24 protein-coding genes are annotated in these 24,445 nt (G+C 73.6%); 8 read left to right on the top strand and 16 right to left on the bottom strand.

The features are described 5' to 3' along the window. Positions 1-42: 42 nt before the first annotated feature. Together A6A27_RS07795 and A6A27_RS07800 are read right to left on the bottom strand one after the other, a co-directional pair. Entirely contained in the window at positions 43-1,047 is a 1,005-nt protein-coding gene (locus A6A27_RS07795; protein WP_073833865.1) for an aldo/keto reductase, read from the bottom strand. Continuing rightward, on the bottom strand, positions 1,044-1,433 hold the full coding sequence (locus A6A27_RS07800; RefSeq protein WP_073833866.1) for a MerR family transcriptional regulator: 390 nt from the start codon (positions 1,431-1,433) through the stop codon (positions 1,044-1,046). Before A6A27_RS07800 ends, A6A27_RS07795 begins: the two co-directional genes overlap by 4 nt. Before the next feature lie 105 nt (positions 1,434-1,538). Here A6A27_RS07800 and A6A27_RS07805 point away from each other — a divergent pair, with 105 nt between their 5' ends. From A6A27_RS07805 to A6A27_RS07815, 3 genes are all read left to right on the top strand, one after another. Beyond that, a complete protein-coding gene (locus A6A27_RS07805) occupies positions 1,539-2,258 on the top strand; it encodes an ABC transporter ATP-binding protein (protein ID WP_073833867.1) in 720 nt (239 codons plus the stop codon). 58 nt (positions 2,259-2,316) lie between these two features. Further along, positions 2,317-3,072, top strand: coding sequence for an ABC transporter permease (locus tag A6A27_RS07810; protein ID WP_073833868.1), 756 nt, complete (start codon positions 2,317-2,319; stop codon positions 3,070-3,072). A 70-nt stretch (positions 3,073-3,142) separates the two neighbouring features. Next, positions 3,143-3,754 carry a TetR/AcrR family transcriptional regulator gene (locus A6A27_RS07815; RefSeq protein WP_073833869.1) on the top strand — a complete coding sequence of 204 codons (612 nt, stop codon included), beginning with the start codon at positions 3,143-3,145 and terminating at the stop codon, positions 3,752-3,754. Between the two features lie 63 nt (positions 3,755-3,817). Here the strand turns inward: A6A27_RS07815 and A6A27_RS07820 are convergent, their stop codons facing one another. Next, entirely contained in the window at positions 3,818-5,605 is a 1,788-nt protein-coding gene (locus A6A27_RS07820) for an ABC transporter ATP-binding protein (RefSeq protein WP_073833870.1), read from the bottom strand. After that, entirely contained in the window at positions 5,602-7,476 is a 1,875-nt protein-coding gene (locus A6A27_RS07825; RefSeq protein WP_073833871.1) for an ABC transporter ATP-binding protein, read from the bottom strand. Before A6A27_RS07825 ends, A6A27_RS07820 begins: the two co-directional genes overlap by 4 nt. Before the next feature lie 217 nt (positions 7,477-7,693). Between A6A27_RS07825 and A6A27_RS07830 the strand changes: the two genes are divergently transcribed. From A6A27_RS07830 to A6A27_RS07840, 3 genes are all read left to right on the top strand, one after another. Next, positions 7,694-8,323, top strand: a complete 630-nt coding sequence (locus A6A27_RS07830) for a TIGR03085 family metal-binding protein (RefSeq protein ID WP_073833943.1) — start codon at positions 7,694-7,696, stop codon at positions 8,321-8,323. 126 nt (positions 8,324-8,449) lie between these two features. After that, a complete protein-coding gene (locus A6A27_RS07835) occupies positions 8,450-9,400 on the top strand; it encodes a terpene synthase family protein (protein WP_073833872.1) in 951 nt (316 codons plus the stop codon). 140 nt (positions 9,401-9,540) lie between these two features. Further along, the gene (locus A6A27_RS07840) at positions 9,541-11,367 is read left to right on the top strand and encodes an AMP-dependent synthetase/ligase (RefSeq protein WP_073833873.1); all 1,827 of its coding nucleotides are present in this window, start codon (positions 9,541-9,543) and stop codon (positions 11,365-11,367) included. Positions 11,368-11,495: 128 nt separating this feature from the next. On the opposite strand, the gene A6A27_RS07845 is transcribed toward A6A27_RS07840, so the two are convergent. From A6A27_RS07845 to yczR, 3 genes are all read right to left on the bottom strand, one after another. Next, the gene (locus A6A27_RS07845; RefSeq protein WP_073833944.1) at positions 11,496-12,809 is read right to left on the bottom strand and encodes a low temperature requirement protein A; all 1,314 of its coding nucleotides are present in this window, start codon (positions 12,807-12,809) and stop codon (positions 11,496-11,498) included. A 121-nt stretch (positions 12,810-12,930) separates the two neighbouring features. Further along, positions 12,931-15,387, bottom strand: coding sequence for a low temperature requirement protein A (locus tag A6A27_RS42110; protein ID WP_083672489.1), 2,457 nt, complete (start codon positions 15,385-15,387; stop codon positions 12,931-12,933). 58 nt (positions 15,388-15,445) lie between these two features. Next, a complete protein-coding gene (gene yczR, locus A6A27_RS07860) occupies positions 15,446-16,903 on the bottom strand; it encodes a MocR-like transcription factor YczR (RefSeq protein ID WP_073833874.1) in 1,458 nt (485 codons plus the stop codon). 58 nt (positions 16,904-16,961) lie between these two features. Between yczR and yczE the strand changes: the two genes are divergently transcribed. Both yczE and A6A27_RS07870 read left to right on the top strand, forming a co-directional pair. Continuing rightward, positions 16,962-17,639 carry a membrane protein YczE gene (gene yczE, locus A6A27_RS07865; protein ID WP_073833875.1) on the top strand — a complete coding sequence of 226 codons (678 nt, stop codon included), beginning with the start codon at positions 16,962-16,964 and terminating at the stop codon, positions 17,637-17,639. 140 nt (positions 17,640-17,779) lie between these two features. Beyond that, complete coding sequence (locus A6A27_RS07870) at positions 17,780-18,241, top strand: hypothetical protein (RefSeq protein WP_073833876.1); 462 nt, start codon at positions 17,780-17,782, stop codon at positions 18,239-18,241. Positions 18,242-18,394: 153 nt separating this feature from the next. Here the strand turns inward: A6A27_RS07870 and hisF are convergent, their stop codons facing one another. The 9 genes from hisF to A6A27_RS07910 form a co-directional block, all read right to left on the bottom strand. After that, positions 18,395-19,162 (bottom strand): imidazole glycerol phosphate synthase subunit HisF, encoded by a 768-nt coding sequence (gene hisF, locus A6A27_RS07875; protein ID WP_073833877.1) that lies wholly within the window; start codon positions 19,160-19,162, stop codon positions 18,395-18,397. A gap of 112 nt (positions 19,163-19,274) precedes the next feature. Next, complete coding sequence (locus A6A27_RS07880) at positions 19,275-20,273, bottom strand: NADP-dependent oxidoreductase (protein WP_073833878.1); 999 nt, start codon at positions 20,271-20,273, stop codon at positions 19,275-19,277. After that, positions 20,273-20,665 (bottom strand): RidA family protein, encoded by a 393-nt coding sequence (locus A6A27_RS07885; protein ID WP_073833879.1) that lies wholly within the window; start codon positions 20,663-20,665, stop codon positions 20,273-20,275. The genes A6A27_RS07880 and A6A27_RS07885 overlap by 1 nt, the downstream gene beginning before the upstream one ends. Beyond that, positions 20,662-21,390, bottom strand: a complete 729-nt coding sequence (gene priA, locus A6A27_RS07890; RefSeq protein WP_073833880.1) for a bifunctional 1-(5-phosphoribosyl)-5-((5-phosphoribosylamino)methylideneamino)imidazole-4-carboxamide isomerase/phosphoribosylanthranilate isomerase PriA — start codon at positions 21,388-21,390, stop codon at positions 20,662-20,664. The genes A6A27_RS07885 and priA overlap by 4 nt, the downstream gene beginning before the upstream one ends. Before the next feature lie 16 nt (positions 21,391-21,406). Further along, the gene (locus A6A27_RS07895; protein WP_073833881.1) at positions 21,407-21,730 is read right to left on the bottom strand and encodes a hypothetical protein; all 324 of its coding nucleotides are present in this window, start codon (positions 21,728-21,730) and stop codon (positions 21,407-21,409) included. 115 nt (positions 21,731-21,845) lie between these two features. Then, the gene (gene hisH / locus A6A27_RS07900) at positions 21,846-22,469 is read right to left on the bottom strand and encodes an imidazole glycerol phosphate synthase subunit HisH (protein WP_073833882.1); all 624 of its coding nucleotides are present in this window, start codon (positions 22,467-22,469) and stop codon (positions 21,846-21,848) included. A gap of 19 nt (positions 22,470-22,488) precedes the next feature. Beyond that, a complete protein-coding gene (locus A6A27_RS44890) occupies positions 22,489-22,662 on the bottom strand; it encodes a hypothetical protein (RefSeq protein WP_198940227.1) in 174 nt (57 codons plus the stop codon). Further along, the gene (gene hisB, locus A6A27_RS07905) at positions 22,662-23,273 is read right to left on the bottom strand and encodes an imidazoleglycerol-phosphate dehydratase HisB (protein ID WP_073833883.1); all 612 of its coding nucleotides are present in this window, start codon (positions 23,271-23,273) and stop codon (positions 22,662-22,664) included. The genes A6A27_RS44890 and hisB overlap by 1 nt, the downstream gene beginning before the upstream one ends. 53 nt (positions 23,274-23,326) lie before the next feature. Continuing rightward, positions 23,327-24,400 carry a histidinol-phosphate transaminase gene (locus A6A27_RS07910; RefSeq protein WP_073833884.1) on the bottom strand — a complete coding sequence of 358 codons (1,074 nt, stop codon included), beginning with the start codon at positions 24,398-24,400 and terminating at the stop codon, positions 23,327-23,329. Positions 24,401-24,445 lie beyond the last annotated feature (45 nt).

The following is a 24,445-nucleotide window of genomic DNA, read 5'->3' on the forward strand; positions in this document are numbered from 1 at the left end:
CGGCGCAATGACCGCTGGCTGACCGGATGTCCGGTGCGATAGCTATCGACCGATGAATCTCATTGCTGCCTCGGGGTACCTTTCTCCGGCGGCCGCGCCGGGGGGCACCGCCTCGTCGAGTCGGGCCAACTGCTCCGGGCTGAGCCGGAGGTCAGCCGCCGCCGCGTTCTCCTCGAGGTAGCGGACCCGCTTGGTGCCGGGGATGGTCAGGATGTCGTCACCCTGGGCGAGCAGCCAGGCCAGCGCCACCTGGGCCGGCGTCGCGCCGACCTCGTCGGCGACCGCCCGCACCTGGTCGACCAGCTTGAGGTTCGCGTCCAGGTTGCCCTCGGCGAACCGGGGCGCCCCGGCCCGCCAGTCGTTGCCGGTGAGCTGGTCCCGGCTGGTGATCGTGCCGGTGAGCAGCCCCCGCCCGACCGGCGAGTACGCCACCAGGGCCACGCCCAGTTCCCGGCAGGTGGCCCGCATCTCCCCCTCGACGTCCCGGCTGAACAGGGAATACTCCATCTGCACGGCGGCGATCGGGTGCACCGCGTGGGCGGCGCGCAGGGTGGCCGGGCTGACTTCGGACAGGCCGATCAGCCGCACCTTGCCGGCCCGGACGAGGTCCGCCATCGCGCCGACGGTCTCCTCGATCGGCGTCGCCGGGTCGCGCCGGTGCAGGTAGTACAGGTCGATGGTGGCCACCCCGAGCCGGTCCAGCGAGGCGTCGCAGGCCTGCTTCGCCCAGGCCGCGCTGCTGTCCACGTACGCGCCGGGCGTGCCGGTGCCGCCGAAGCTGTCGCCGGTGGTGCGGTTGCCGAACTTGGTGGCCAGGAACACCTCGTCCCGGCGGGCCCGCACCACCGGGGCGAGCAGCCGCTCGTTCGCCCCGAAGCCGTACATGTCGGCGGTGTCCAGGTGGTCGACGCCCAGGTCGAGGGCCCGGTGCAGGGTACGCGTCGACTCTGCGTCGTCGGCGCCCCCGTACGCGAAGCTCATGCCCATGCAGCCCAGGCCGATCGCCGCAACCTCAGGGCCGCTCGCGCCCACTCGTCGCCGGATCATGTCAGTTCCTCCTCCGCCCGGCGATACGCGTCGATCTTGTAGTCGAGCACCCTGAGGTCCTCCTCCAGCTCGGCCATCCGGGCCAGCACCCGGGCGCGGTGCGCCTCGAACAGCGCCCGCCGGGCGCCGAGCGTCCGATCGCCCTGCCGGGCCAGCTCGGCGTAGCGGCGCATGTCCCGCACCGGCATCCCGGTCCGCCGCAGCCGGGTGAGCAGGAGCAGCCAGTTGACATCGGACTCGGTGTAGCGCCGGCGGCCCGCGGAGTCCCGCCCGACCGGGGCGACCAGGCCCTCCTGCTCGTACCAGCGCAGCGTGTAGGTGGTCAGGCCGACCCGCTCCGCCGCCTCACCCACGGTGAGGCTCATCTCCCGCGTGCTGATGTCCACGCATCCCAGGCTTCCAGTTCGAGCGCACTCGAAGTCAACCGTTGCGCCGGGCGGCATAACTCAACTAGCGTTGAGTTCAACACCTGATGAGTTTTGGAGGCGGGCATGGACGACGCGGTCGTGGTCCGTGACCTAGTGGTCGACCGGGGCCGGCGGCGGGTGCTCCAGGGCATCTCCTGCGTGGTGCCGCGCGGGTCGGTCACCGGGCTGCTCGGGCCCAGCGGCAGCGGCAAGACCACCCTGATGCGCGCGATCGTCGGGGTGCAGACCGTCAACTCGGGCGCAGTCACCGTGCTCGGCCGACCGGCCGGCACGGCAGAGCTGCGCCACCGGGTCGGCTACCTCACCCAGGCGCCCAGCGTCTACGCCGACCTGACCGTCCGGGAGAACGCGCGCTACTTCGCGGCGCTGCAGGGACGCGGCCGGGCCGAGGCGGACGGCGCGGTGGCCGACGTGGGCCTGACCGAGGCCGCCGACCAGCTGGTCGGCACGCTCTCCGGCGGCCAGCGCAGCCGCGCCTCGCTGGCCTGCGCCCTGGTGGGTGACCCGGAGCTGGTCATCCTCGACGAGCCCACCGTCGGCCAGGACCCGGTGCTCCGGGCCGACCTGTGGGCCCGGTTCCACGCCATGGCCGCCACCGGGACCACGCTGCTGGTGTCCAGCCACGTGATGGACGAGGCGGCCCGCTGCGACCGGCTGCTGCTGATCCGGGACGGTCAGCTGATCGCCGACGACACCCCGGACGCGGTCCGCGCCGCCACCGGTGTGCAGGACCTGGAGGAGGCGTTCCTCCGGCTGATCAGATCTCGCGAGGAGGACCGGTGAGCGCGCGGAGTGGACCGGGGCGGCGAGCCCCTCAGTCGCGAACGAGGGAGGCCCGGTCGTGAACCCCCGCATCCTGGCCGCCACCATCGGGCGCATCCTGCGTCAGCTGCGACACGACCGGCGCACCGTCGCGCTGCTCGTGGTGGTGCCGGCCGTGCTGCTCACCCTGGTCTACTTCATGTACGTCGACCAGCCCCATCCGCCCGGGCAGCCCACGGTCTTCGACCGGGTGGCGCTGATCATGCTGGGCTTCTTCCCGTTCATCATCATGTTCCTGGTGACCAGCATCGCCATGCTGCGGGAGCGCACCACCGGCACCCTGGAGCGGCTGCTCACCACCCCGCTGGGCAAGCTCGACCTGCTCTTCGGCTACGGCATCGCGTTCGGCCTGGCCGGCGTGGTGCAGGCCACCATCGCCTCGGCCGTGGCGTACTGGGTGTTCGGGCTGAGCACCGCCGGCAGCAGCGGACTCGTGATCATGATCGCCGCGATCAACGCGGTGCTCGCGGTCGCGCTCGGGCTGCTCTGTTCCGCCTTCGCCCGGACCGAGTTCCAGGCCGTGCAGTTCATGCCGGTGGTGGTGGCCCCGCAGCTGCTGCTCTGCGGGCTCTTCGTGCCCCGGGGGCAGATGGCCGGCTGGCTCCAGGCGATCAGCGACGCGCTGCCCCTGTCGTACGCCGTCGAGGCGTTGCAGGAGGTGGGCGCGCACGCCGAGGCGACCACGACGATGTGGCGGGACGTGGCGATCGTCGCGGGGGCGGCGCTGCTGGCGCTGGTGCTCGCCGCGGCGACGCTGCGCCGGCGCAGCGGCTGACGCCGTTCGTGGCCCGGTCCCGGCCGGGACCGGGCCACGAACGGGATGACGGAACGAGCGAAGGGCGGCAATGGCACGGCGTACCGGACGGCGACCGGGCAACCCGGGCACGCGGGAGGCGATCCTCGACGCGGCCCGGACCGCTTTCGCCGAGCGCGGCTTCGACGGCGCGTCCATCCGGGCCATCGCCGCCGCCGCTCAGGTGGACCCGGCGCTGGTGCACCACTACTTCGGCACCAAGGACCAGCTCTTCCTGGCCGCCATGAACGCGCCGTTCGACCCCCGTGAGCTGCTGCCAAAGGTGTTCGCCGGGGACCGCGACCGCGTCGGCGAGCGGCTGGTCCGGCTGTTTCTCGGGCTGTGGGACTCGCCCGCCGGCACCGCCGGAGTGGCGCTTCTGCGCTCCGCGCTCAGCAACGAGTGGACCGCTCGGCTGCTTCGGGAATTCCTGACCACCCAGGTGCTGCGCCGCGTGCTCGACAACCTCGACGTCGACCCGGCCGAGCTGCCGCTGCGCGGATCGCTGGTGGCCAGTCAACTGATCGGGCTGGCCATGATGCGGTACGTCATCCGGCTCGAACCGGTCGCCTCCGCCGCCCCGGCGGCCCTGGTCGCCACGATCGGCCCCACCGTCCAGCGCTACCTCACGGGCCCGCTGCCCACCCCACCCACGGAAAGTTGATCAAGAAGTCGCGGCGTGATCCGGACGCGAACTCCCTGATCAACACGGGCCGCGGGGGGTGGGTTAGCGGGTTTGTTCCAGCCAGGAGGCGTAGAGGAGGGCGTAGACCGAATTGGGGTCCTTGACCAGCTCGTCGTGGGGGCCACGCTGGACGATGCGGCCCCGGTCCACCACGATCACCTCGTCGGCGGCCTGGGCGGTGGAGAGCCGGTGCGCGATGGCGAGCGTGGTGCGGCCCCGGGTGACCGCGTCCAGGGTGCGCTGGAGGCGTACCTCGGTGGCCGGGTCGACGGCGCTGGTCGCCTCGTCCAGCACCAGCAGGTCGGGGTCCGCGACGTACGCCCGGGCCAGCGCGACGAGCTGCCGCTCGCCGACGCTGAGCGCCTCACCGCGCTCCCCCACTGGGGTGTCCAGCCCGGCCGGCAGCCCGTCCAGCCAGTCGCTCAGGCCCAGCTCGGAGAACGCGGCGGTGAGCTGCGGGTCGGTCAGCTCGGGGCGGGCGAAGCGGACGTTCTCCCCCACCGTGGCGTCGAACAGGAAGCCGTCCTGCGGCACCATCACCACCCGGGAGCGCAGCGAGTCGAAGCGCACCTGGCGCAGCGACACGCCGGAGAGCAGCACATCCCCCGCAGTGGGGTCCATCAACCGGGTGAGCAGCTTGGCGAAGGTGGTCTTGCCGCTGCCGGTCTCGCCGACCACGGCCACCCGGCTCTTCGCCGGGATCTCCAGGGTCACGTCGTGCAGCACCGGCGGGCCGCCCGGGTAGGCGAACGTCACCCCGGCGAAACGGATGTCCAGCGGGCCGGGCGGCAGCTCCCGCCCCTGCTCACCCGGGTCGGCCACGTCCGGCGCGACGTCCAGCACGTCGAGCACCCGGCGCCAGCCGGCGATCGCGTTCTGCGCCTCGTTGAGCACCTCGGTGGCGATCTGCACCGGCTGGATGAAGAGCGTCACCAGGAAGAGGAACGCGGTGAGCTGGCCGATGGACAAGGTGCGGTCCACACCGAGGTTGACCCCGACCACCACCACGCCGGCCAGCGCCAGGCCGGCGGCCAGTTCTCCCACCGAGCTACCCAGGATGCTGATCCGGATGGCCCGCTGCTGGGCCTGCCGCTGCCCCTCGATCGCCGTGTCCAGCCGCCGGGCGGTCCGCCCGGCGATCCCGTACGCCCGGATCACCGGGGCGCCCACCACGCTCTCGCCGATGGTGCCGAGCAGGGTGCCCGTCCGCTGGCGGACCACGCCGTACGCGACACCCAGCCGGCGCTGCAGCAGCCGGATCACCAGCACCGCCGGAGCGAACGCGACGAGCACCACCAGGGTGAGCTGCCAGGAGTACGCCAGCATCACGGCCGTGGTGACCACCAGCTGGCCCAGGTTGACGATGAGGATCACGCCACCCCACTGGAGGAACTGGGTGATCTGGTCGACGTCGCTGGTGACCCGGGAGACCAGCGAGCCACGCCGCTCGGACTGCTGGTGCAGCATGGACAGGTCGTGCACGTGCCGGAAGGCCCGGGTACGCACCCCGGCGAGGGCGGTCTCGCTCACCGTGAAGAGCCGGCGCATCATCAGGTAGCCGCAGGCGGTGGTGACCACCAGCACGGCGGCGGTGGCGATCACGGTCAGCGTGACCACATCCAGGTCGAGGCCGCCGACGATGCCGTGGTCGATGCCGCGCTGCACGGCCACCGGCACGGCGACCCGGCCGATCATGTAGACCAGCGCCAGCCCGAGCGTGCCGGCCAACCCGGTCTTCAGCTCCGGGGAGAGCGCGAGTCCGCGCCGCAGCGTCCGCCAGGTCGACTCGGTCGCCTCGGCCGGCCGATCCGCCTCCACAGTCGTGCTCACCGGTCAACCTCGATTTCCAGGCCGGAGGTCAGCGGGGTGACCTCGTCGTACGGGCGGGGCTGCTCGCGTTCCTGCTCGGCCTGCTCGTACGCGGTGACCAGGTCGGCGTAGCCGGGCACGGTGGCGAGCAGCTCGGCGTGCGTGCCGCGGGCGAGCACCCGCCCGTGTTCGACGTAGATCACCTCGTCCGCGAGCGCGATGGTGGCCCGACGGTACGCGACCACCAGGATCGACGCGGGTGCCCCGCCGTCGGCCGGGGTGCGCAGCCCGGCCAGGATGGCCGCCTCCACCCGGGGGTCGACGGCGCTGGTGGCGTCGTCGAGCACCAGCAGCCGCGGCCGGCCGGCGAGTGCCCGGGCCAGGGTGAGTCGCTGCCGCTGGCCGCCGGAGAGCGAGGTGCCCCGCTCGCCGACCATGGTGTCCAGCCCGTCGGGGAGCGCGGCGACGAAGCCGTCCGCCTCGGCGAGCCGCAGCGCCGCCCAGACCTCCTCGTCACCGACGCCGGGCCGGTCCAGGGCGATGTTGGCCCGGACGGTGTCGTCGAAGACGAACGGGACCTGGGCGACCAGGGCCACGTTCGCGGCGAGCGAGGCCGCCGTGAGGTCGCGGACGTCGACGCCGTCCAGGGTGACCGTGCCGGTACCCGGGTCGACCAGCCGGACGGCGAGCGAGGCGATGGTGGACTTGCCGGCCCCGGTGGGCCCGACCAGGGCGACGGTCTTCCCCGCCGGCACGGTGAAGGAGACCGCGCCGAGCACCTCCGCGCCGGGCAGGTGCGCCTCGGCCGGCTCGTAGCCGAAGTGGACGTCGCGGAAGGCGAGGGTGGCCGGCGTGGGCGTGGCCGGGTCGAGCGTCGCCTCGCCGTACGGCATCTCGCCGGTGGCGTTGAGGACCCGGCGCACCCGGTCCCAGCCGGCGACGCTGCGCGGCAGCTCGGCCAGCACCCAGCCGATGGCCCGGACCGGGAAGGCCAGCACGGTGAACAGGAAGGCGACGCTGACCAGCTCGGTCACGTCGATCGCGCCCTGCCGGAGCCGGACCGCGCCGACCACCAGCACGGCCAGGGTGCCGAGGCTGGGCAGGGTCTCCAGCATCGGGTCGAAGACGCCACGCAGCTTGCCGACCGAGATCAGCGCGTCGCGCAGCTCCCCGGCGCGGGCGGCGAACCGGGCCGTCTCCTGCGCCTCGCGACCCATCGTCTTGACCACCAGCGCGCCGTCGAAGCTCTCGTGCGCGATGCCGCTGACCTCGGCGCGCAGCCGCTGGGCGCGGGCCTGGCGGGGGGCCATCCGGCGGGAGTAGACCACGTTGAGGGCGAACAGCGCCGGGAAGACGGCAAGGCCGACCAGGGCGAGCGCCCAGTCGGTGAGGAACAGCGAGACCACGGCGCCGACCAGCATCACCAGGGTGCCGACCGCGAACGGCAGCGGCGCGATCGGATACCAGGCCGCCTCGACGTCGGAGTTGGCGTTGGAGAGCAGGGTGCCGGTGGCGTTGCGGTGGTGCCAGGCCAGCGGCAGGTCGAGGTAGCGGCGGGTGACCCGGCGGCGGTAGGCGGCCTGGAGCCGGTACTGCATGTAGCCGGCGCCGAGCCGGCGGCCGAAGATGCCGACCACCCGCAGCACGCTGATCCCGAACAGCGCGGCCGCGGCCAGCGCGAGGACGCCACCGGCCACCGAGCCGCGGGCGATGGCCGGGACCACCACCTTGCCGACCACCCCGCCGACGACGTACGCGCTGGCGATCACCATGAGGCCGAAGAGCACACTGCCGGCCACAGCGACCGCGAAGATCCGGGGTTGTTCCCGGATGGCCCGGCCGAGTACCCGCAGTCCCCTGCCGAGCACGTCCCGACTTGTCCCGCTCGCCACACTCTCCCCCGCCGTAAGCCGCAATTTTCTCCCTCATCCTTACCGCTCGACGCCAGATCCGCCGACCCGGAGGGCGTATGTCCGACGTCACCTTCCCCGCACCGGCCACCCTGACCAGGGCGGTTCGTGGCGCCGCGCCCGACGGGTGGCCGCCGGCGCGGCGCCGCCGGCCGTGCCCGTCCCGGTGGCCGGGCCGCCACCGGCCTACGATCGGGCCATGCCGCGGTACGCCCGATCGGAGCGCGAGGCGCTCGCCGATCTGCTGCTGGACCTGGGACCGGACGCGCCGACGATCGACGAGGGGTGGCGCACCCGCGACCTCGCGGCGCACCTGACGGTGCGGGAGCGCCGGCCGGACGCCGCCGCCGGCATCCTGCTGCGGCCGCTGCGCCGGTACGGCGAGGCGGTCCGCCGGCGCACGGCCGCGCGGCCGTACGCGGAGCTGGTGGCGCGGGTGCGCCGCCCGCCGGTGTGGAGCCCGGTCAGCAACCCGCTCACCGACGAGCTGGTCAACACCCTGGAGTTCTTCATCCACCACGAGGACGTCCGGCGGGCGCAGCCGGGGTGGCTGCCGCGGGACGTGCCGGCGGGGTTCCAGGTGGTGCTCTGGAAGCGGGCCGCGGGGATGGCCCGGTTGGCGCTGCGCCGCTTCCCGGCGGACCTGCTGGTCCAGGCGCCGGGGTTCGGCGAGCGCACCGTCGGCCGGGGCGGCGACCGGCTGCGGGTGGTGGGCGCGCCGGGCGAACTGGTGCTCTTCCTCTCCGGCCGGCAGCGGGTGGCGCGGGTGCAGGTGGACGGCCCGTCCGCGCCGGCCGAGCGGTTGCGGGCGGCCAGCCTGGGCTTCTGACGGATGGGCGGAAACGGTCACCACGAGATGTGAAACCGCCCACGACCTGACCACCACAGCTGATCTTTCCTGTCGTACGCTCTCGGCCACCGCCCCATTACCGAGGGCGGCGGGACAGGGGGACGGATGCGGAGCTTCGCGGTGGCGGCACTGCGCGAACCCCCCTTCCCGGCGCGCCGGCACCCCGCTGTCGAACTGGCCGCCGGGGAGAGCGCCTGCTGGGTACGCGAGCTGGGCCTGATCGACGATCCGGCCGGGCTGCGCCGGCTGACCGGTGCCAACCCGGCGGAACTGGCCGGCCGGGCCTGCCCGGGTGGGCCGCTGGACCGGCTGCGCCTGCTCACCGACCTGATCTCCTGGCTGTTCGTGATGGACGACGCCTGCGACGAGGACGGCCTGGGCGCCAGCCCGACCCGGCTCGCGCCCGCGGTGGCGGGCCTGCTGGAGGTGCTCGACCGGCAGGGCGATCCGGACGCGCCGGCGCCGGTCGGCGCCGGGCCGCTCGGCGTGGCGCTGCACGACCTGTGCCGGCGGGCGCGCGCCCGGCAGCGGCCGGCCCTGCTGCTGCGGCTGGTCAGCCAGTTGCGGGAGTATCTGCTGGCGCTGCTCTGGGAGGCGGCCAACCGGGAGCACCGGCGGGTGCCCGGGGTGGCCGAGTACGTGCAGATGCGCCGGCACACCGGCGGGGCCCGGCCCAGCTTCACCCTCACCGACCTGGCGTACGACGCGGTGCCGGAGCCGGGGCGGCGGGCGGATCCGGCGCTGGCCGCCGTGGACGACCTCGCCGCCGATCTGGTCTGCTGGTGCAACGACCTCTTCTCGTACGGCAAGGAGCGCAGCAGCGCGCCGGACGGCCACAACCTGGTCACCACGATCGCCGGCGAGACCGAGCAGGACGAGGAGTCGGCGTTGCGCGCGGCGGCCGCCCGGTTCAACGCGGCGCTGGTGGCGTACGGGGAACGGGAGTCGGCGCTGGCCGCGGGGGGCGACGAGGCGATCCTGGCCTTCCTGACCACCCGGCGGAACTGGATCCGGGCCACCTACGACTGGTCGCTCGCCGCGTCCCGGTACGCCTGACCGGGCAGGTCCCCGCCCGGGGACGCCGGTCGCCGCAGGCACCAGGGCTAGCCGCCGCCCCGGTGGAGGCAATACTCTTCGGTAACCGCAGAATGGCGTGAGATCCGTCACGTCCCTCCACCCTGAAGGCGGCTACAGCGATGGCTCTCGATGTACCGTACCGTTCCATCCCCGACATGTTCCTCAAACGCGTGGCGGCCAGCCCGGCCAGTCCCGCGTTCGCCCACCCCGCCGCGGACGACTCGGGGCCGGTGTGGCTGAGCTGGGAGCAGGTCGGGCGGCGCGCCAAGGCGGTCGCGGCCGGGCTGCACGGGCTCGGCGTCGGCCTGGAGGACCCGGTGGCGATCCTGGCGAGCACCCGGCTCGAATGGGTGATCGCCGACTTCGGCATCATGTGCGCGGGCGGGGCCACCACCACCGTCTACCCGACCACCGAGCCGGAGGACGCCACCTACATCATCTCCGACTCCGGGTCGCGGATCCTCTTCGCCGAGAACCCGACCCAGGCCGCGAAGGTCGCCGGCGCCGAGCTGCCGGCGCTGACCCACGTGGTGCTCTTCGACGGCGAGCCCGACCCGGCCGCGGCGGTCCCGCAGCTCACCCTGGCCGAGCTGGAGGCGCAGGGAGCCCGGGCGCTGGAGAACGAGCCGGACCTGATCGACATGCTGGTCGCCGGCATCGGCCCGGACCACCTGGCCACCCTCATCTACACCTCCGGCACCACCGGCCGGCCCAAGGGCGTCGAGCTGCTGCACGGGGGCTGGTGCTGGGAGGGAGTCGCGCAGGCCGAGCTGGGGCTGCTGCACTTCGACGACCTCCAGTACCTCTGGCTGCCGCTGTCGCACTCCTTCGGCAAGACGCTGCTCTGCGGCGTCACCCACGTCGGCCTGCCCACCTACGTCGACGGGCGGGTGGAGAAGCTGGTCGAGCTGCTCGGGGTGGTCCGGCCGACGCTGATGTGCGGCGCGCCCCGGGTCTTCGAGAAGGTCTACAACAAGGTGGTCACCACGGCCCAGGACGCCGGGGGCGCGAAGGCGAAGATCTTCGCCTGGGGCGTCGCGGTGGGCAAGGAGAAGGTCGCGCTGGAGCAGGCCGGCAAGCCGCTTCCCCTCGGCCTGAAGCTGAGGTACGCGGTGGCCGAGAAACTGGTCTTCAGCAAGCTCCAGGCCCGGCTCGGCGGCCGGATCCGGGTGCTCGTCTCCGGCGCGGCCCCGCTGAGCAAGGAGATCGGCACCTTCTTCGCCGCCGCCAACCTGCCCATCTCCGAGGGGTACGGCCTCACCGAGACCAGCGCCGGCAACTTCGTCAACCCGCCGGGCGGGCTGCGTATCGGCACCGTCGGCAAGGCGATGGGCGACCTGGAGTGCCGGATCGACAGCGACGGCGAGATCCTGGTCCGCGGCCGGCCGGTGATGCGCGGCTACCACAACCTGCCCGAGGAGACCGCCGCCGCGTTCACCGAGGACGGCTTCTTCCGCACGGGGGACATCGGCAGCCTGGACGACGACGGCTACCTGCGGATCACCGACCGGAAGAAGGACCTGGTCAAGACCTCGGGCGGGAAGTACATCGCACCGTCGCACATCGAGGGCATGTTCAAGGCCATCTGCCCGTACACCTCACAGGCCGTGGTGATCGGGCAGGCCCGCAACTACTGCACCATGCTGGTCACCCTCGACCCGGACGCGATCCAGGGCTGGGCGGCCGGCGGCCCGCTGGAGGGTCGCGACTACACCGGGATAGTCACCTCGCCGGAGGCCCAGGCGATGGTCGACGGCTACGTGGCGGAGCTGAACGCCAAGCTCAACCGCTGGGAGACGATCAAGAAGGTGACCATCCTCCCCCGTGACCTCACCATCGAGGACGGTGAGGTCACCCCGTCGCTGAAGATCAAGCGCCGGGGCGTGGAGAGCAACTTCGCCGCCGAGATCGAGAAGATGTACGCGGGCACCCTCGCCGAGCTGTAGCGGACCGTACCGTCCGGCGGCCGTGCCCCACCGTCCCGGGGCACGGCCGCCGGTCCTTCCGGCGATCGTCGCTGGCCGCGGCCTTCCGCCGACGTGCAGTTGACCCTCGACCGGCTCGTCGGCCGCGGTCACAGGTGGTGCTGGCGCCACCGGGTCTGCTCCATCTCGGCGGCGATCTGCTCCTCCAGCGCGAGCTGCCGGATCTGGCGCCGCCGGCCGTCCTCGCGGAGCGTCTCGGCGACGATGGCGGCCACGCAGAGCGCCGCCAGCAGCACCACCGCCACCAGTTCCGGCAGCCCGGCCGCCGCCGGGGCCACCGCCACGATCACCACCGTCGCCCCCAGCAACGGCCAGCGCACGGCGTGCAGCACCAGCAACGCGCAGGCCGCGAGGCTGAGCAGGTAGACGGCGACCCCGCCGTAGAGGACCGTCACCCAGAAGGCGCCGAGCGGCTCCCCCCAGGACGGTGTGCTGGACGAGGCCGACTCGGCGAGCAGGTCCTTGAGCCCCAGGGCGAAGAAGATGATCCCGGCGACCATCGGCAGGTGCAGGTAGGTGTACGCGTTCCGGGCCAGCCGGGCCCGGGCGCCCGGCTCCCGGGCGGCGTGCAGCCGCTGCTCGACCCCGGGGGCGAGGGTGTCGAAGTACGCCCACCAGAGCACCGCGGCGATCGCGACGCCGAGCACCGCGGCGGTCATCACCGGCCCGGTCAGCGGCAGCGCGCTGATCGCCTTCGGACCCAGCCCGAGCGCGATGATCGACTCGCCGAGCGCGAGCAGGACCATCAGGGCGTGCCGCTCCGCCCAGTGCCCGGCGGAGGTCACCACCCAGTACGAGCCGCCGAGGATGATGCCCGCCACGTACTCCACCAGCACCGCTGCCGTCCACAGGCTGAGCTGGATGGCGTTCGCCAGGGCTCCGGAGGTGACCCGGGGCGGCACCTGCCCGGCGGCGACCAGCAGCGCCGTGGCGGCCAGCGGCAGTGCGGCGAGCCGCAGCCAGAGCCGGAACTGGGCCGGATCGGACCGGGCCACCCAGCCGAAGACCGCGAGCTGCGGGGCGCGGACCAGGAAGTAGCAGACCGCGAAGACGAGCGGGCCGTTGAGCCCGCCGGGCTGGTCCACGAACGCGCCCGGGATGCTCAGCACCAGCAGGAAGGCGGCGGCCCCGATGACGAAGCCGACCACCGGTAGCACACCCTGGTCGGCCCGGACCAGGTTGCCGAGGCCGGCGAAACCCTGCCAGCACCACCAGAGCAGCGCCAGCACGAGCAGGGCATGGAACAGGTTGACCCAGCTGGGCCGGCTCGCGGTCAGGCCGGTGACGGTGAGGAACGCGAAGACGAAGACGAGGTCGAAGAAGAGTTCCAGCCGCGTCACCCGGGACCCCGGCGCGCCGAGCCGGACCACGCTCGCCCACCGGGTGCCGCCGCTGTTCCTCACCCGCGCAGTGTCGCAGCCGGTGCGCCCCACCGAGTGCGATCCGGGCAGGCTGGTCGCTGCCGGCGGCGATCTGGCGCCCGCCGTCCTGACCGGCTGCGGTGCGGGCGGTCAGCGGCACCCGCTACGGTCCCGCCTCGGGGACCAGCGGTTCGCGCAGCACCCTTCTGAGTTGCGCCGTACGCAGCGCTTCGACGATCAAGAAGATGATGGCGACGGCGACGAGGACCGCGAGGCCCGCCAGCCCGGCCCACGGGGCGGCCAGCGGGACCAGCGCGACGAACACCAGGGTCGTGATGCCGCGGATCCACCGGATGCGGTGCTGCGTCCGCCACCAGAAGGCCTGATCGCCGATCAGATAGAGGATCACCCCGCCGTAGAGGGCGAGGTGGGCCAGGGTGGGCAACCCCGCGGCCAGCCCGGGCCTCCGGTGCGCCAGCGCGAGCGTCTGACCCAGACCGAGCGCGACCAGCACGATGCCGGCCACCATCACCAGGTGCAGAAAGGTGTACGCGTCGGCGGCCAGCCGGCTGCGGTCGCCGCCCGCAGCGGTCTCCACGGCGCGTTCCCCGGCGATGGCGTCGACGTCGAAGTACACCCACCACAGCGTGCCCACCAGCGCCGTGCCGAGGATCGCCCCGACGACCACCAGCCCGGATATCGGTTGGTCCGCCACCGCACGTCCGGTGGCGATGATCGCCTCGCCGAGCGCGACGATGACGATCAGGCCGTACCGCTCCGCCCAGTGACTGGCCGAGCTGATCCGCCACCGCGTGACGTTCACCAGGTACCGACTGCCGTAGTCGACGGCTATGGCAGCCAACCACAGGGCGATCCGCAGCGGGCTGTAGGGTCCCCGCACGCCGACCAGTTCGGGCAGCAGCGCGGCGCCCAGCAGCAGGAGCGTCGCCAGCCCGGCCGCGAGGGCGAGCAGCAGCAGTTGGCGGCGTAAGCCGGGATTGCCGCGCGCGACCACCCAGAACGAGCCCAGGTGCAGCGCCCGGACGACGCCGTAGCAGGTCGCGAAAAGCAGCGGCCCGTACAGCCCGACCCGCGACGGGTCGTAGAACGCCACCGGGATCGCGATCGCGATGATGAGGATGTTCGCCGCCACGGCGACGTAGACCAGGCGAGTTCCCGGCTCGTCGGTGCGCAGCGCGGTGGACAGCCACGCGAACACGTTCCAGGCCCACCAGAGTACGGCCAGCACCGCCAGCCCGCGGACCAGCCCGTGCCAGGTCGGATCGGCGGCCATCAGGCTGGTGACCTGGATGAACGCGTAGACGAAGACCAGATCGAAGAAGAGTTCCTTCGGGGCCACACCGACGGCCCGCTGGACGGCGGGCTGGATCGCGCGGTGCAGGACCTGGTGCCGGCCCCGGAAGACGGTACGGTCGGCGAGCACGAGCACGGCCACCAGGACGGCGAGAATCCCGAGCGCGGCGAGCGCCGGCACCTGGGCCGCCACCGGTATGCCGAGGGCGAGCAGGACGAGGCCGAGCAGCGGCCCACGGCCCACGATGTGCATCGTGCGACCTTCGAAGGCGAGCAGCCCGGCCAGGTACAGGATCACGCCGCCGTACAGTGCGAGCAGGGACAGCCCGGGCAGCGGCTCCGGTTCGCCGGCGGCCCCCACCGCCTTCTCGAGGCCGAGGGAGAGCAGGATCAGACCGCCGACCATCGGCAGGTGCAGAAAGGTGTACGCGTTCCGGGCCAGCCGTACCCGGGCCGCCCCGGACACCTGCTCAAGGGCGAGTTCGGCGGCGAACCGGGCGAGGTCGAAGTAGGTCCACCAGAGCACGCCCACGATGCTCATGCTGAGCAGGATGGCGGCGACCAGCGGCCAGGTGATCGGTTCGGTGGAGCCGATGCCCCGGCTGACCCCGACGGAGATGATGGTCTCGCCGAACGCGACCATGACGATCAGGGCATGCCGCTCGACCCAGTGTCGTACCGGGATGTCGCGCCCACCGACCGCGCCGGTGAGCACCCCACCGCGGTACTCGATGAGGATCGCCAGGAGCACCAGCCCCAGGCGGGCCCACGGATGGATCTCGACGTCGATCAACCGGCTGGCCAGCAGCGCCGCGAGCAGCAGCAGCGGGGCGGCACCGAACAGGGGCAGCCAGCCGCGCCGGACCCGCTGCCGGGAGACCGGGTCGGACCGGGCGCAGATCATCGCGACCGTCAGGGCGCCGGCCCGCGCGGCGAGGTAGCCCAGCACGAAGATGAGCGGGCCGGGTAGCCCACCGGGCCGGTCGACGAATGCCTCCTGAATCGCCACCCCCACCACGAAGATGATCGCGATGAGGCCGAAGGCGACCATCGGCATGATCCCCCGGTCCAACCGGATGGAGTTGCTGAGCCAGGCGTAGGAGGCCCAGCACCACCACAGCAGCGCGAGCAGCAGCAGACCGCGCACGATCCCGAAGAGGTCGGGATGGGCAGCGGCCACGCTGGTCACGTTGAGGAAGGCGTAGACGAAAACCAGGTCGAGGAAGAGTTCCAGCCGGGTCACCCCGCCGCTCTCGGCGACCATCTGGAACCGATCGGAGAGTCCCCTCGACCTACCGCTGGCCATCGCTTGAGTCTGCCGGGCGCCGGTGCCCCGCGCGGGGCATCCGGCAAGCCCGCCCGGCTCAGGCGATGACGGACGGCTCCCGCCACTGCGGGCGGCCGGTCCGGTCGAGGTCGTAGCGGACCGCGGCGAGCCGGCCGACGGCCTCCACCAGGTCGGCGGCGGGCAGCGTGAACGGCAGCCGCAGGAACCGCTCGAGGGTGCCGTCCAGGCCGAACCGGGGCCCGGGCGCCAGGCGTACGCCGACCTCCTCGGCGGCCCGGGCCAGGGCGCTGGAGACCGGCCCGTCCAACTCGACCCAGAGCGTCACGCCGCCGCGCGGCACGCTGACCCGCCAGTCGGGCAGCCGCTCGGCCAGCGCGCCGACCAGCGCGTCCCGCTGGGCGGCGAGCTGCGCCCGCCGCGCGGCCACGATGGTCGCCGCTTCGGCGAGCAGGTGCACCGCGACGAGCTGGTCGAGGACCGGGCTGGCCATGTCGACGCCGACCCGGGCGGCGGCCAGCCGCTGCACCTGCGGCGCGGACGCCCGGACCCAGCCGATCCGCAGGCCACCCCAGTACGGCTTGCTCATCCCGCCGATGCTGATCACCCGGGAGTGCCTGTCGAAGGTGGCGACCGGCGGCGGCAGCGGGGTGCCGTCCAGCGGCAGGTCCACGAAGGACTCGTCGATCACCAGGTCGGTCCCGGCCGCGTGGGCGGCGGCGACCAGCCGCTCGCGCAACTCGGTCGCCATCAGGTGGCCGGTCGGGTTCTGGAACTCGGGGATCAGGTACGCCAGCTTCGGCCGGGCCTGCCGGATGCTGCCCAGCAGCAGGTCGGCGTCCCAGCCGAGGTCGTCCATGGCGAGGCCGTGGGTGCTGATGCGGGCCCGGCGGGCCGACAGCGCGGCGAGCGCGTTGGGGTAGGTCGGGGACTCGACCAGCACCCCGCCGCCGGGCGACAGGGCCAGCCGCAGCACCAGGTCCAGCGCGTGCTGGGTGCCGCTGGTGACCATGATCTGCTCCGGGCTGGTCGGCAGCCCCCGCTCGGTGTACGCCCGGGCCACCGCCTCGCGCAGCTCGATGATGCCGGTCGGGTGGTAGCCGGCCCCGCCCAGGTAGTGGGGCAGGTCCTCGGTGGCCGCCCGGGCGGCCGGGACGAGCTGCGGCGGGGCGGCGAGCGCGGCCACCCCGAGGTCGATCATGTCCCGGTCGTCCAGCGGGGTCCACAGCCCGGTGCTGGCCATCCGGTGGGTACCGGGCAGCATGGTCCAGCTGCCGGCCCCGCGCCGGCTGGCCAGGTGGCCGCTCTCGCGCAGCTCCCGGTAGGCGGCGGTGACCGTGGTACGGCTGATCCGCAGCGCCTCCGCCAGCTCCCGCTCGGCCGGCAGGCGTACCCCCAGGGGGAGCCGGCCGTCGGCGAGCAGGCCGCGGACCGCGGCGGCGAGCGCGGCGTAGTCGGGGCTGCGTCGGCGGCCGGGCAGCGCGTGCCACTGGCCGAGGAGCCGAGCCAATTGGACACCACGCACCTGACTCGTCATGGCCACCCCTCCGGAATTGGCTCTGTCGTGGGCGAGATTGGACCCTAGGGTGGCATGCATGGCACCGATTGGCAATTTCCGGTACCGGCCCGCCCGGCGACTGACCCAGCTCTACGCCGGGCTCACCCTCTACGGCGTCAGCATGGCCCTGATGATCCGGTCCGGCCTCGGCCTCGACCCGTGGGACGTGTTCCATCAGGGCCTCGCCCGGCAGACCGGGCTCTCCTTCGGCACGGTCACCATCGCGGTCGGCGCCCTGGTACTGCTGCTGTGGATCCCGCTGCGGCAACGCCCCGGCCTCGGCACGGTCAGCAACGTGGTGGTGATCGGGCTGGTGGTGGACGGCACCCTGGCCCTGGTGCCGGCCGGCGGCGGCCTGCCGCTCCGGATCTGCCTGCTGGTCGTCGGGATCGTCGCCAACGGCGCGGCCACCGGGCTCTACCTCGGGGCGGCCTTCGGCCCCGGCCCGCGCGACGGCCTGATGACCGGGTACGTCGCCCGCCGCCCCGGCCGCTCCATCCGGCTGGTCCGGACCGTCATCGAGGTGACCGTGCTGGCGCTGGGCTGGCTGCTCGGCGGCACGGTCGGCGTTGGCACGGTCGCGTACGCGCTCGCCATCGGGCCGCTCGCCCAGTTGTTCATCCCGCTCTTCGCGGTGCCCCCGCAGCAGTCGGAGGAGTCCGCCGTGGAGCCGGCGGTGGGCCCCACGCCGAGCCCGGCCGGCGAGGCGGCCTGAGCCGGGGTCACCGGGCAGTGCCACCCCGGCCACGCCGACGGCCACCGGACGGGCCGGACCGCACCCCGGCTGAGCTGCGCCGACGTCCGGCGTCGAAACCAGGTGTTTTCTCCGCCGGCAACGCCGGGCATCATTCGTTCATGGGGGAGAACGGATGGCGCTGGACCGACGCCTGGATCTTCGTCTCGCTGGTGATCGCGAGCGGTGCCGGACGGCACCGCCGGGCGGCCACCACCCGGCGTCCGGAGGGTGTCCGCCTGGCTGATGTCCTCTCCACCGCCGACCACCTCAACCGGTCCATCCCAGAGCGGGACGAGGTCGAGGGCGCCGTCCGCCGGCTGCTCGGCGCGGGCCTGGTCACCGTCTCCGACGGCTGGTTCCGGATCACCCCGGACGGCGAGCAGCTGTGGCGCACCCGGCCGAGCGCTGGGCTGGGGACCACCGTGGACACCGTGCAGGGCGTGCTGACCCGCCGGCACACGCCGGGCACGTCCGACTGGAGCCTCGCCGAGGACGACCACGCCGCCGCCGTCCAGGAGTACGTGGTCCGGTCGATCCCGATGCCGCGCCGTTCCCCCGAGGGCCATTCCGGCCGCCCCTGAACCCGCCGCCTCCTTTGACCGCGCCAGCGCGGCCACCTGGCGGTGTCCGGACCGGCGCGATACCGCTACATCGGCGACCTGGCGGCATCCGGGCCGGCATGACACCGCCAGCTCGGCGACCCGGGTCCGGTCAGGGGCGGGCCGGTGGGTGGGTCAGCGGACCGGGTGGCCGGCGGTGCGCAGGGCGTCCTTGACCTCGCCGACGGTCAGCTCGCCGAAGTGGAAGACGCTGGCCGCGAGCACCGCGTCGGCGCCCGCGCCGATCGCCGGCGGGAAGTGCGCCACCGCGCCGGCGCCGCCGCTCGCGATCACCGGCACGTCGACGGCCGCCCGGACAGCCTGGATCAGCGGCAGGTCGAAGCCGGCCTTGGTCCCGTCGGCGTCCATCGAGTTGAGCAGGATCTCCCCCGCACCCAGCTCGGCGCCGCGCCGGGCCCACTCGACCGCATCGAGGCCGGTGCCCCGGCGGCCGCCGTGGGTGGTCACCTCGAAGCCGCTCGGCGTGGTGCCGTCCGGCGCCCGCCGCACGTCGAGGGAGAGCACCAGCACCTGCCGGCCGAACCGGTCGGCGATCTCGGCGATCAGCTCCGGCCGGGCGATCGCGGCGGTGTTCACGCCGACCTTGTCCGCGCCCGCCCGCAGCAGCGTGTCGACGTCGGCGACCGTGCGTACGCCGCCGCCGACGGTGAGCGGGATGAAGACCGACTCGGCGGTGCGCCGGACCACGTCGAGCATGGTTCCCCGGTCGCTGACGGACGCGGTGACGTCGAGGAAGGTCAGCTCGTCCGCGCCGCCCCGGTCGTACGCGGCCGCCAGCTCGACCGGGTCGCCGGCGTCCCGGAGGTCGACGAAGTTGACCCCCTTGACCACCCGTCCGGCGTCCACGTCCAGACAGGGGATCACCCGTACCGCCACCGTCATGTCGCGAGCCTATCCTTCCCCGTTTCCGGCAGCGGCCGGCCTGTGAGGCCGACCACGGTGCTGGCCGGGCCCCTCCACTACCGGGCTCCTTGTGCAGGGGCCCGGTCCTGCCTCACAGCCGGACCAGCATCTTGCCCAGGTTCTCGCCGCGCAGCATGCCGAGGAACGCCGCCGGGGCGTGCTCGATGCCGTTGACCACCGTCTCGTCGTAAGCGATCTTCCCGGCGCGCAGCCAGCCGGCCGTCTCCTGGACGAACTGCTCGCGCAGGTGACCGTGGTCGCCGACCAGGAAGCCGCGCAGGGTGAGCCGCTTGCCGATCAACAGCGCCAGGTTGCGCGGCGCGGCGGGCGGCTCGGTGGCGTTGTACTGGGCGATCATGCCGCAGATCGCGGCCCGGCCATGCGGGTTCATCGCCCCGATCGCGGCCTCCAGGTGCTCGCCGCCGACGTTGTCGAAGTACACGTCGACGCCGTCGGGCGCGGCGGTCCGCAGGGCGTCCCGGACCGGGCCGTCGTGGTAGTCGAAGGCGGCGTCGAAGCCGAGCGACCTGAGCCGCTCGACCTTGCCCGGCGAGCCGGCGCTGCCGACCACCCGGGCCGCGCCGCGCAGCTTGGCGATCTGGCCGACCATGCTGCCGACCGCGCCGGCCGCGCCGGAGACGAAGACGGTCTCGCCGGGCTTCATGGCGGCCACGTCGAGCAGGCCGGCGTACGCGGTCAGCCCGGTCATGCCGAGCACGCCCAGGTAGGCGCTCAGCGGGGCGAGGTTCGGGTCGACCTGGCGGGCGGCCTTCGCGTCGACCAGCGCGTACTCGCGCCAACCGAGGCCGTGCAGCACGGTGTCGCCGGGCGCGAACCCGTCGGCCTCGCTGGTCATCACCTCGCCGACCGCGCCGCCGTCGAGCGGGGCGTCGAGGGCGAACGGGGGCAGGTACGACTTGACGTCGTTCATCCGGCCGCGCATGTACGGGTCGACCGAGATGAACCGGTTGCGGACCACCAGCTGCCCGGGGCCCGGGGTGGGCACCTCGGTCTCCACGAGGCGGAAGTTGTCGGCGGTCGGCCAGCCCTGCGGGCGGGAGGCCAGGTGGATCTCGCGGTTGGTGCTCATCAGGAGAGGTACGCCTCCAGCTCCACCTCGACCAGCTGCTCCGGGTCGATCAGCCCGGCCACCACGACCATCGTCGCCACCGGGCGGACCGCCCCGAACACCGCGTTGTGGGCCCGGCCGACCTCGTCGGCGTGGCGCCGGTCGGTCACGTACATCCGGGTCCGGATGACGTTGGCCGGCCCGGCGCCCACCTCGGCGAGTGCGTCCAAGCCGATCCGCAGCGCCTGCGCGGTCTGGGCCGCGGCGTCCCCCACGTGCGCCACCTGCCCGTCGACCGTCGAGGTGCAGCCAGCGGTGATGGCCAGGTTCCCGACCCGGACCACCCGCGAATAGCCGAACCGGTCCTCCCACGGCCCGCCGGAGCCGAGGCGGGTGCCGACCGGGGAGGTCACGCCGCGGCCCGCAGCGTGGCCAGGGCCTCGGCGACGGTGAACGCCCCGGCGTAGAACGCCTTGCCGGCGATCACGCCCTCCACGCCCACCGGCTCCAGGGCGGCCAGGGCGCGCAGGTCGTCCAGGGTGGAGACGCCGCCGGAGGCGATCACCGGCGCGTCGGTGCGGGAGCAGACCTCGCGCAGCAGGTCCAGGTTCGGCCCGCGCATGGTGCCGTCCTTGGTGATGTCGGTGACCACATACCGGGAGGCGCCGGCCTTGTCCAGCCGCTCCAGCACCTCCCACAGGTCACCGCCGTCGCGGGTCCAGCCGCGCGCGGAGAGCGTACGGCCGCGCACGTCCAGCCCGATCGCCACCCGGTCGCCGTACTCGCCGCAGATCCGGTCGCACCACTGCGGGTCCTCCAGCGCGGCGGTGCCGATGTTGACCCGGGCCGCCCCGGTGCCCAACGCCGCCTGCAGCGACTCGTCGTCCCGGATCCCGCCGGAGAGCTCGACCTTCACATCGAGCTGCCGGACCACCTCGGCGAGCAGGTGCGCGTTGGTGCCCCGACCGAAGGCGGCGTCCAGGTCGACCAGGTGGATCCACTCCGCACCGTCGGACTGCCACGCGAGGGCCGCCTCCATCGGGTCGCCGTACGCGGTCTCGCTGCCGGCGGCGCCCTGCACGAGCCGGACGGCCCGACCGTCGGCGACGTCCACAGCGGGCAACAGGGTGAGGCTCACAGCACTTCTCCTCGCATCAGGTACGACGGTCCAGGGCGATCACCACGATCGCCGGCAGCACCAGCAGCAACAACACGACCAGCGCCAGCCGCAGCGCCAGGTCGTCCACGAAAGTCCAGATGCCGGCCAGCGCCACCCCGGTGAGCAGCACGATCGCCGCCCGCTCGCCCCGGGTGTGCCGCCTCAGCCGGCCGGTCCGGCCGCGCCGCAGCTGCGGCGTCAGCCGGCGTACCAGGGCGCGCCGCCGCTCCCGGCGGGCCGCCCGGCGGCGGCGGAGGGCACGCTCGACCTCCAGTTGCGCCTCGCGGGCTTCCCGGCGGCGGGCCCGCTCCTTGCTCACCGGTCCACCGCCGCTCGCGGCCGTAGGGCTCGCAAACCCGGCTCACTCCTCGCGCTCACAATGCCGCCCTCGGTTCGCGACTGCGGGGCTCGCAAACCCGGCTCACTCCCCGCGCTCACAGTGCCGTGAGCCAGTTGCGCAGCAGGGTGGCGCCGGTGTCGGCCGACTTCTCCGGGTGGAACTGGGCCGCCGCCAGCGGACCCCGCTCCACGGCCGCGACGAACTCGGTCCCGTGCTCGGCGGTGGTCACCGTCGCCCCGGCAGCGGCCAGCCCGGCGGTGTCCGTCACCCCGTACGAGTGGACGAAGTAGAACCGGGCGTCGGCCGGCAGGCCGGCGAAGAGCACCGAGCCCGCCGGCGGGCGGACGGTGTTCCAGCCCATGTGCGGCAACCGCTCGGCGGGCAGCCGGGTCACCCCGCCGGGCAGCAGCCCGAGCCCCTTGGTCACCACGCCGTGCTCGTCGCCGTGCTCGAAGAGAACCTGCATCCCTACGCAGATGCCCAGGACCGGGCGGCCGGCCGCCACCCGCTCGGCGATGACCGGGCCGGCGCCGAGCGCCTCGATCCCGGCCATGCAGGCGGCGTACGCGCCGACACCCGGCACCACCAGGCCGTCCGCCTCGGCGGCGGCGGTCAGGTCGTCGGTCACGGTGACGTCCGCACCGGCCCGCTCCAGGGCGCGTTCGGCCGACCGCAGGTTGCCCGAGCCGTAGTCGAGCACCACAATCCGCTTGCTCATGCCGGCACTCCGCCCTCGCTCATGCGCCGTCCCCGGGTAGCAGCCAGAGCAGCCCGCCGGCGGTGGCCAGGGCGGCGAGCAGCCCGGTGATCACCACGGCGCCGCGCGGCGCGCCCTGGCGGTAGAGCGACCATGTCCCGCCGACCAGCACCCCGGCCAGGATCAGCAACAGCGTCGGCAGTGCCGCCCCCATCAGAGTGCGCCCTTCGTGCTCGGGATCGCCCCGGCGTTGCGCGGGTCGATCGCGGTGGCCTCGCGCAACGCCCGGGACACCGCCTTGAACTGGGCCTCGACCACGTGGTGGGCGTCCGGGTGGCCGCCGGGGCGGGCCGCCCGCAGCACGTCCACGTGCAGGGTGATCCGGGCCGCCTGGCCGAACGACTCCCAGATGTGCCGGGTCATGCTGGTCGGGTAGACCGGGCCGATGTACGGGGCGAGCGGCGGCTCGTCGTGCACCACGTACGGCCGGCCGGAGAGGTCGACCGCGGCCCGGACCAGGACCTCGTCCATCGGCACGGTGGCCGAGCCGTACCGCCGGATGCCGGCCTTGTCCCCCAACGCCTGGTCGAACGCGGCGCCCAGGGCGAGCGCGGTGTCCTCCATGGTGTGGTGGGCGTCGATCTCCAGGTCGCCGACGGTGTGCACGGTCAGGTCGAAGCCACCGTGCCGGGCGATCTGGTGGAGCATGTGGTCGTAGAAGCCGACGCCGGTCTCGATGTCGGCCTTGCCGGTGCCGTCGAGGTCGATCTCGACGAGGACCTTGGTCTCCTTGGTGATCCGCTCCACCCGGGCGGTACGACTCATTGCCTGCCTCTCGGTCGCGACTGCGGGCCTCGTCCGCCGCACGCCCCGCGCGCTCACGAGAGCTTCTCCATCGCGGCGAGGAAGGCGTCGGTCTCGGCGGGGGTGCCGGCGGTGACCCGCAGCCAGCCGGGCAGGCCGACGTCGCGGACCAGCACACCGGCGTCGAGCAGGGTGCGCCAGGCGACGGCCTGGTCACCGCCGACCTCGAAGAGCACGAAGTTGGCGTCGCTGTCGGCGACCCGGTGGTCGCGGGCCCGCAGCTCGGCGACGATCCGGTCGCGCTGCTCCATGATCGCGGCGACCGTGCCGAGCAGGGCGTCGCGATGCGCCAGGGCCGCGCGGGCGGCGGACTGGGTGAGCGCGGAGAGGTGGTACGGCAGCCGGACGAGCTGCACCGCCTGCACCACGGCCGGGTCGGCGGCCAGGTAGCCGAGCCGCCCGCCGGCGAACCCGAACGCCTTGCTCATGGTCCGGGTGACCACCAGCCGCGGGTGGTCGGGCAGCACGGCCAGCGCGCTCACCGTGCCGGGCCGGGCGAACTCGGCGTACGCCTCGTCCACGATCACCATGCCGGGCGCCTCGGCGAGCACCGCGGCGACCACGGCCGGGTCCAGCGCGGTGCCGGTCGGGTTGTTCGGCGAGCAGAGGAAGACCACGTCGGGCCGGTGCGCCCGGACCTGGGCGACCGCCTCGTCGGCGGTGAGGCCGAAGTCGACGCCGCGGGCGGCCGGGATCCAGCCGGTGCCGGTGCCGAGCGCGAGCAGCGGGTGCATCGAGTACGCCGGGGTGAAGCCGAGCGCGCTGCGCCCGGGGCCGCCGAACGCCTGGAGCAGTTGCTGCTGGATCTCGTTGGAGCCGTTGGCCGCCCACACCTGGTCGACGGTGAGCCCGTGGCCCAGGTACGCCGCCAGGTCGGCGCGGAGCGCGACCGCGTTCCGGTCCGGGTAGCGGTTGAGGTCGCGCAGCTCGGCCGCGAGGGCCTTGGCGATGGCGTCCGCCACCGGCTCGGGCACCGGGTAGGAGTTCTCGTTGGTGTTCAGCCGGACCGGCACGTCGAGCTGCGGCGCTCCGTACGGCCGCAGGCCCCGCAGGTCATCGCGGATCGGCAGATCGTCGAGCCCACTCATGCCGCCACCTCGGTTCGCTCGGGGCCGGCCGGCGGCCGGTGCGGG

It is taken from the genome of Micromonospora sp. CB01531, assembly GCF_001905095.1.
Classification (GTDB): Bacteria; Actinomycetota; Actinomycetes; order Mycobacteriales; family Micromonosporaceae; genus Micromonospora.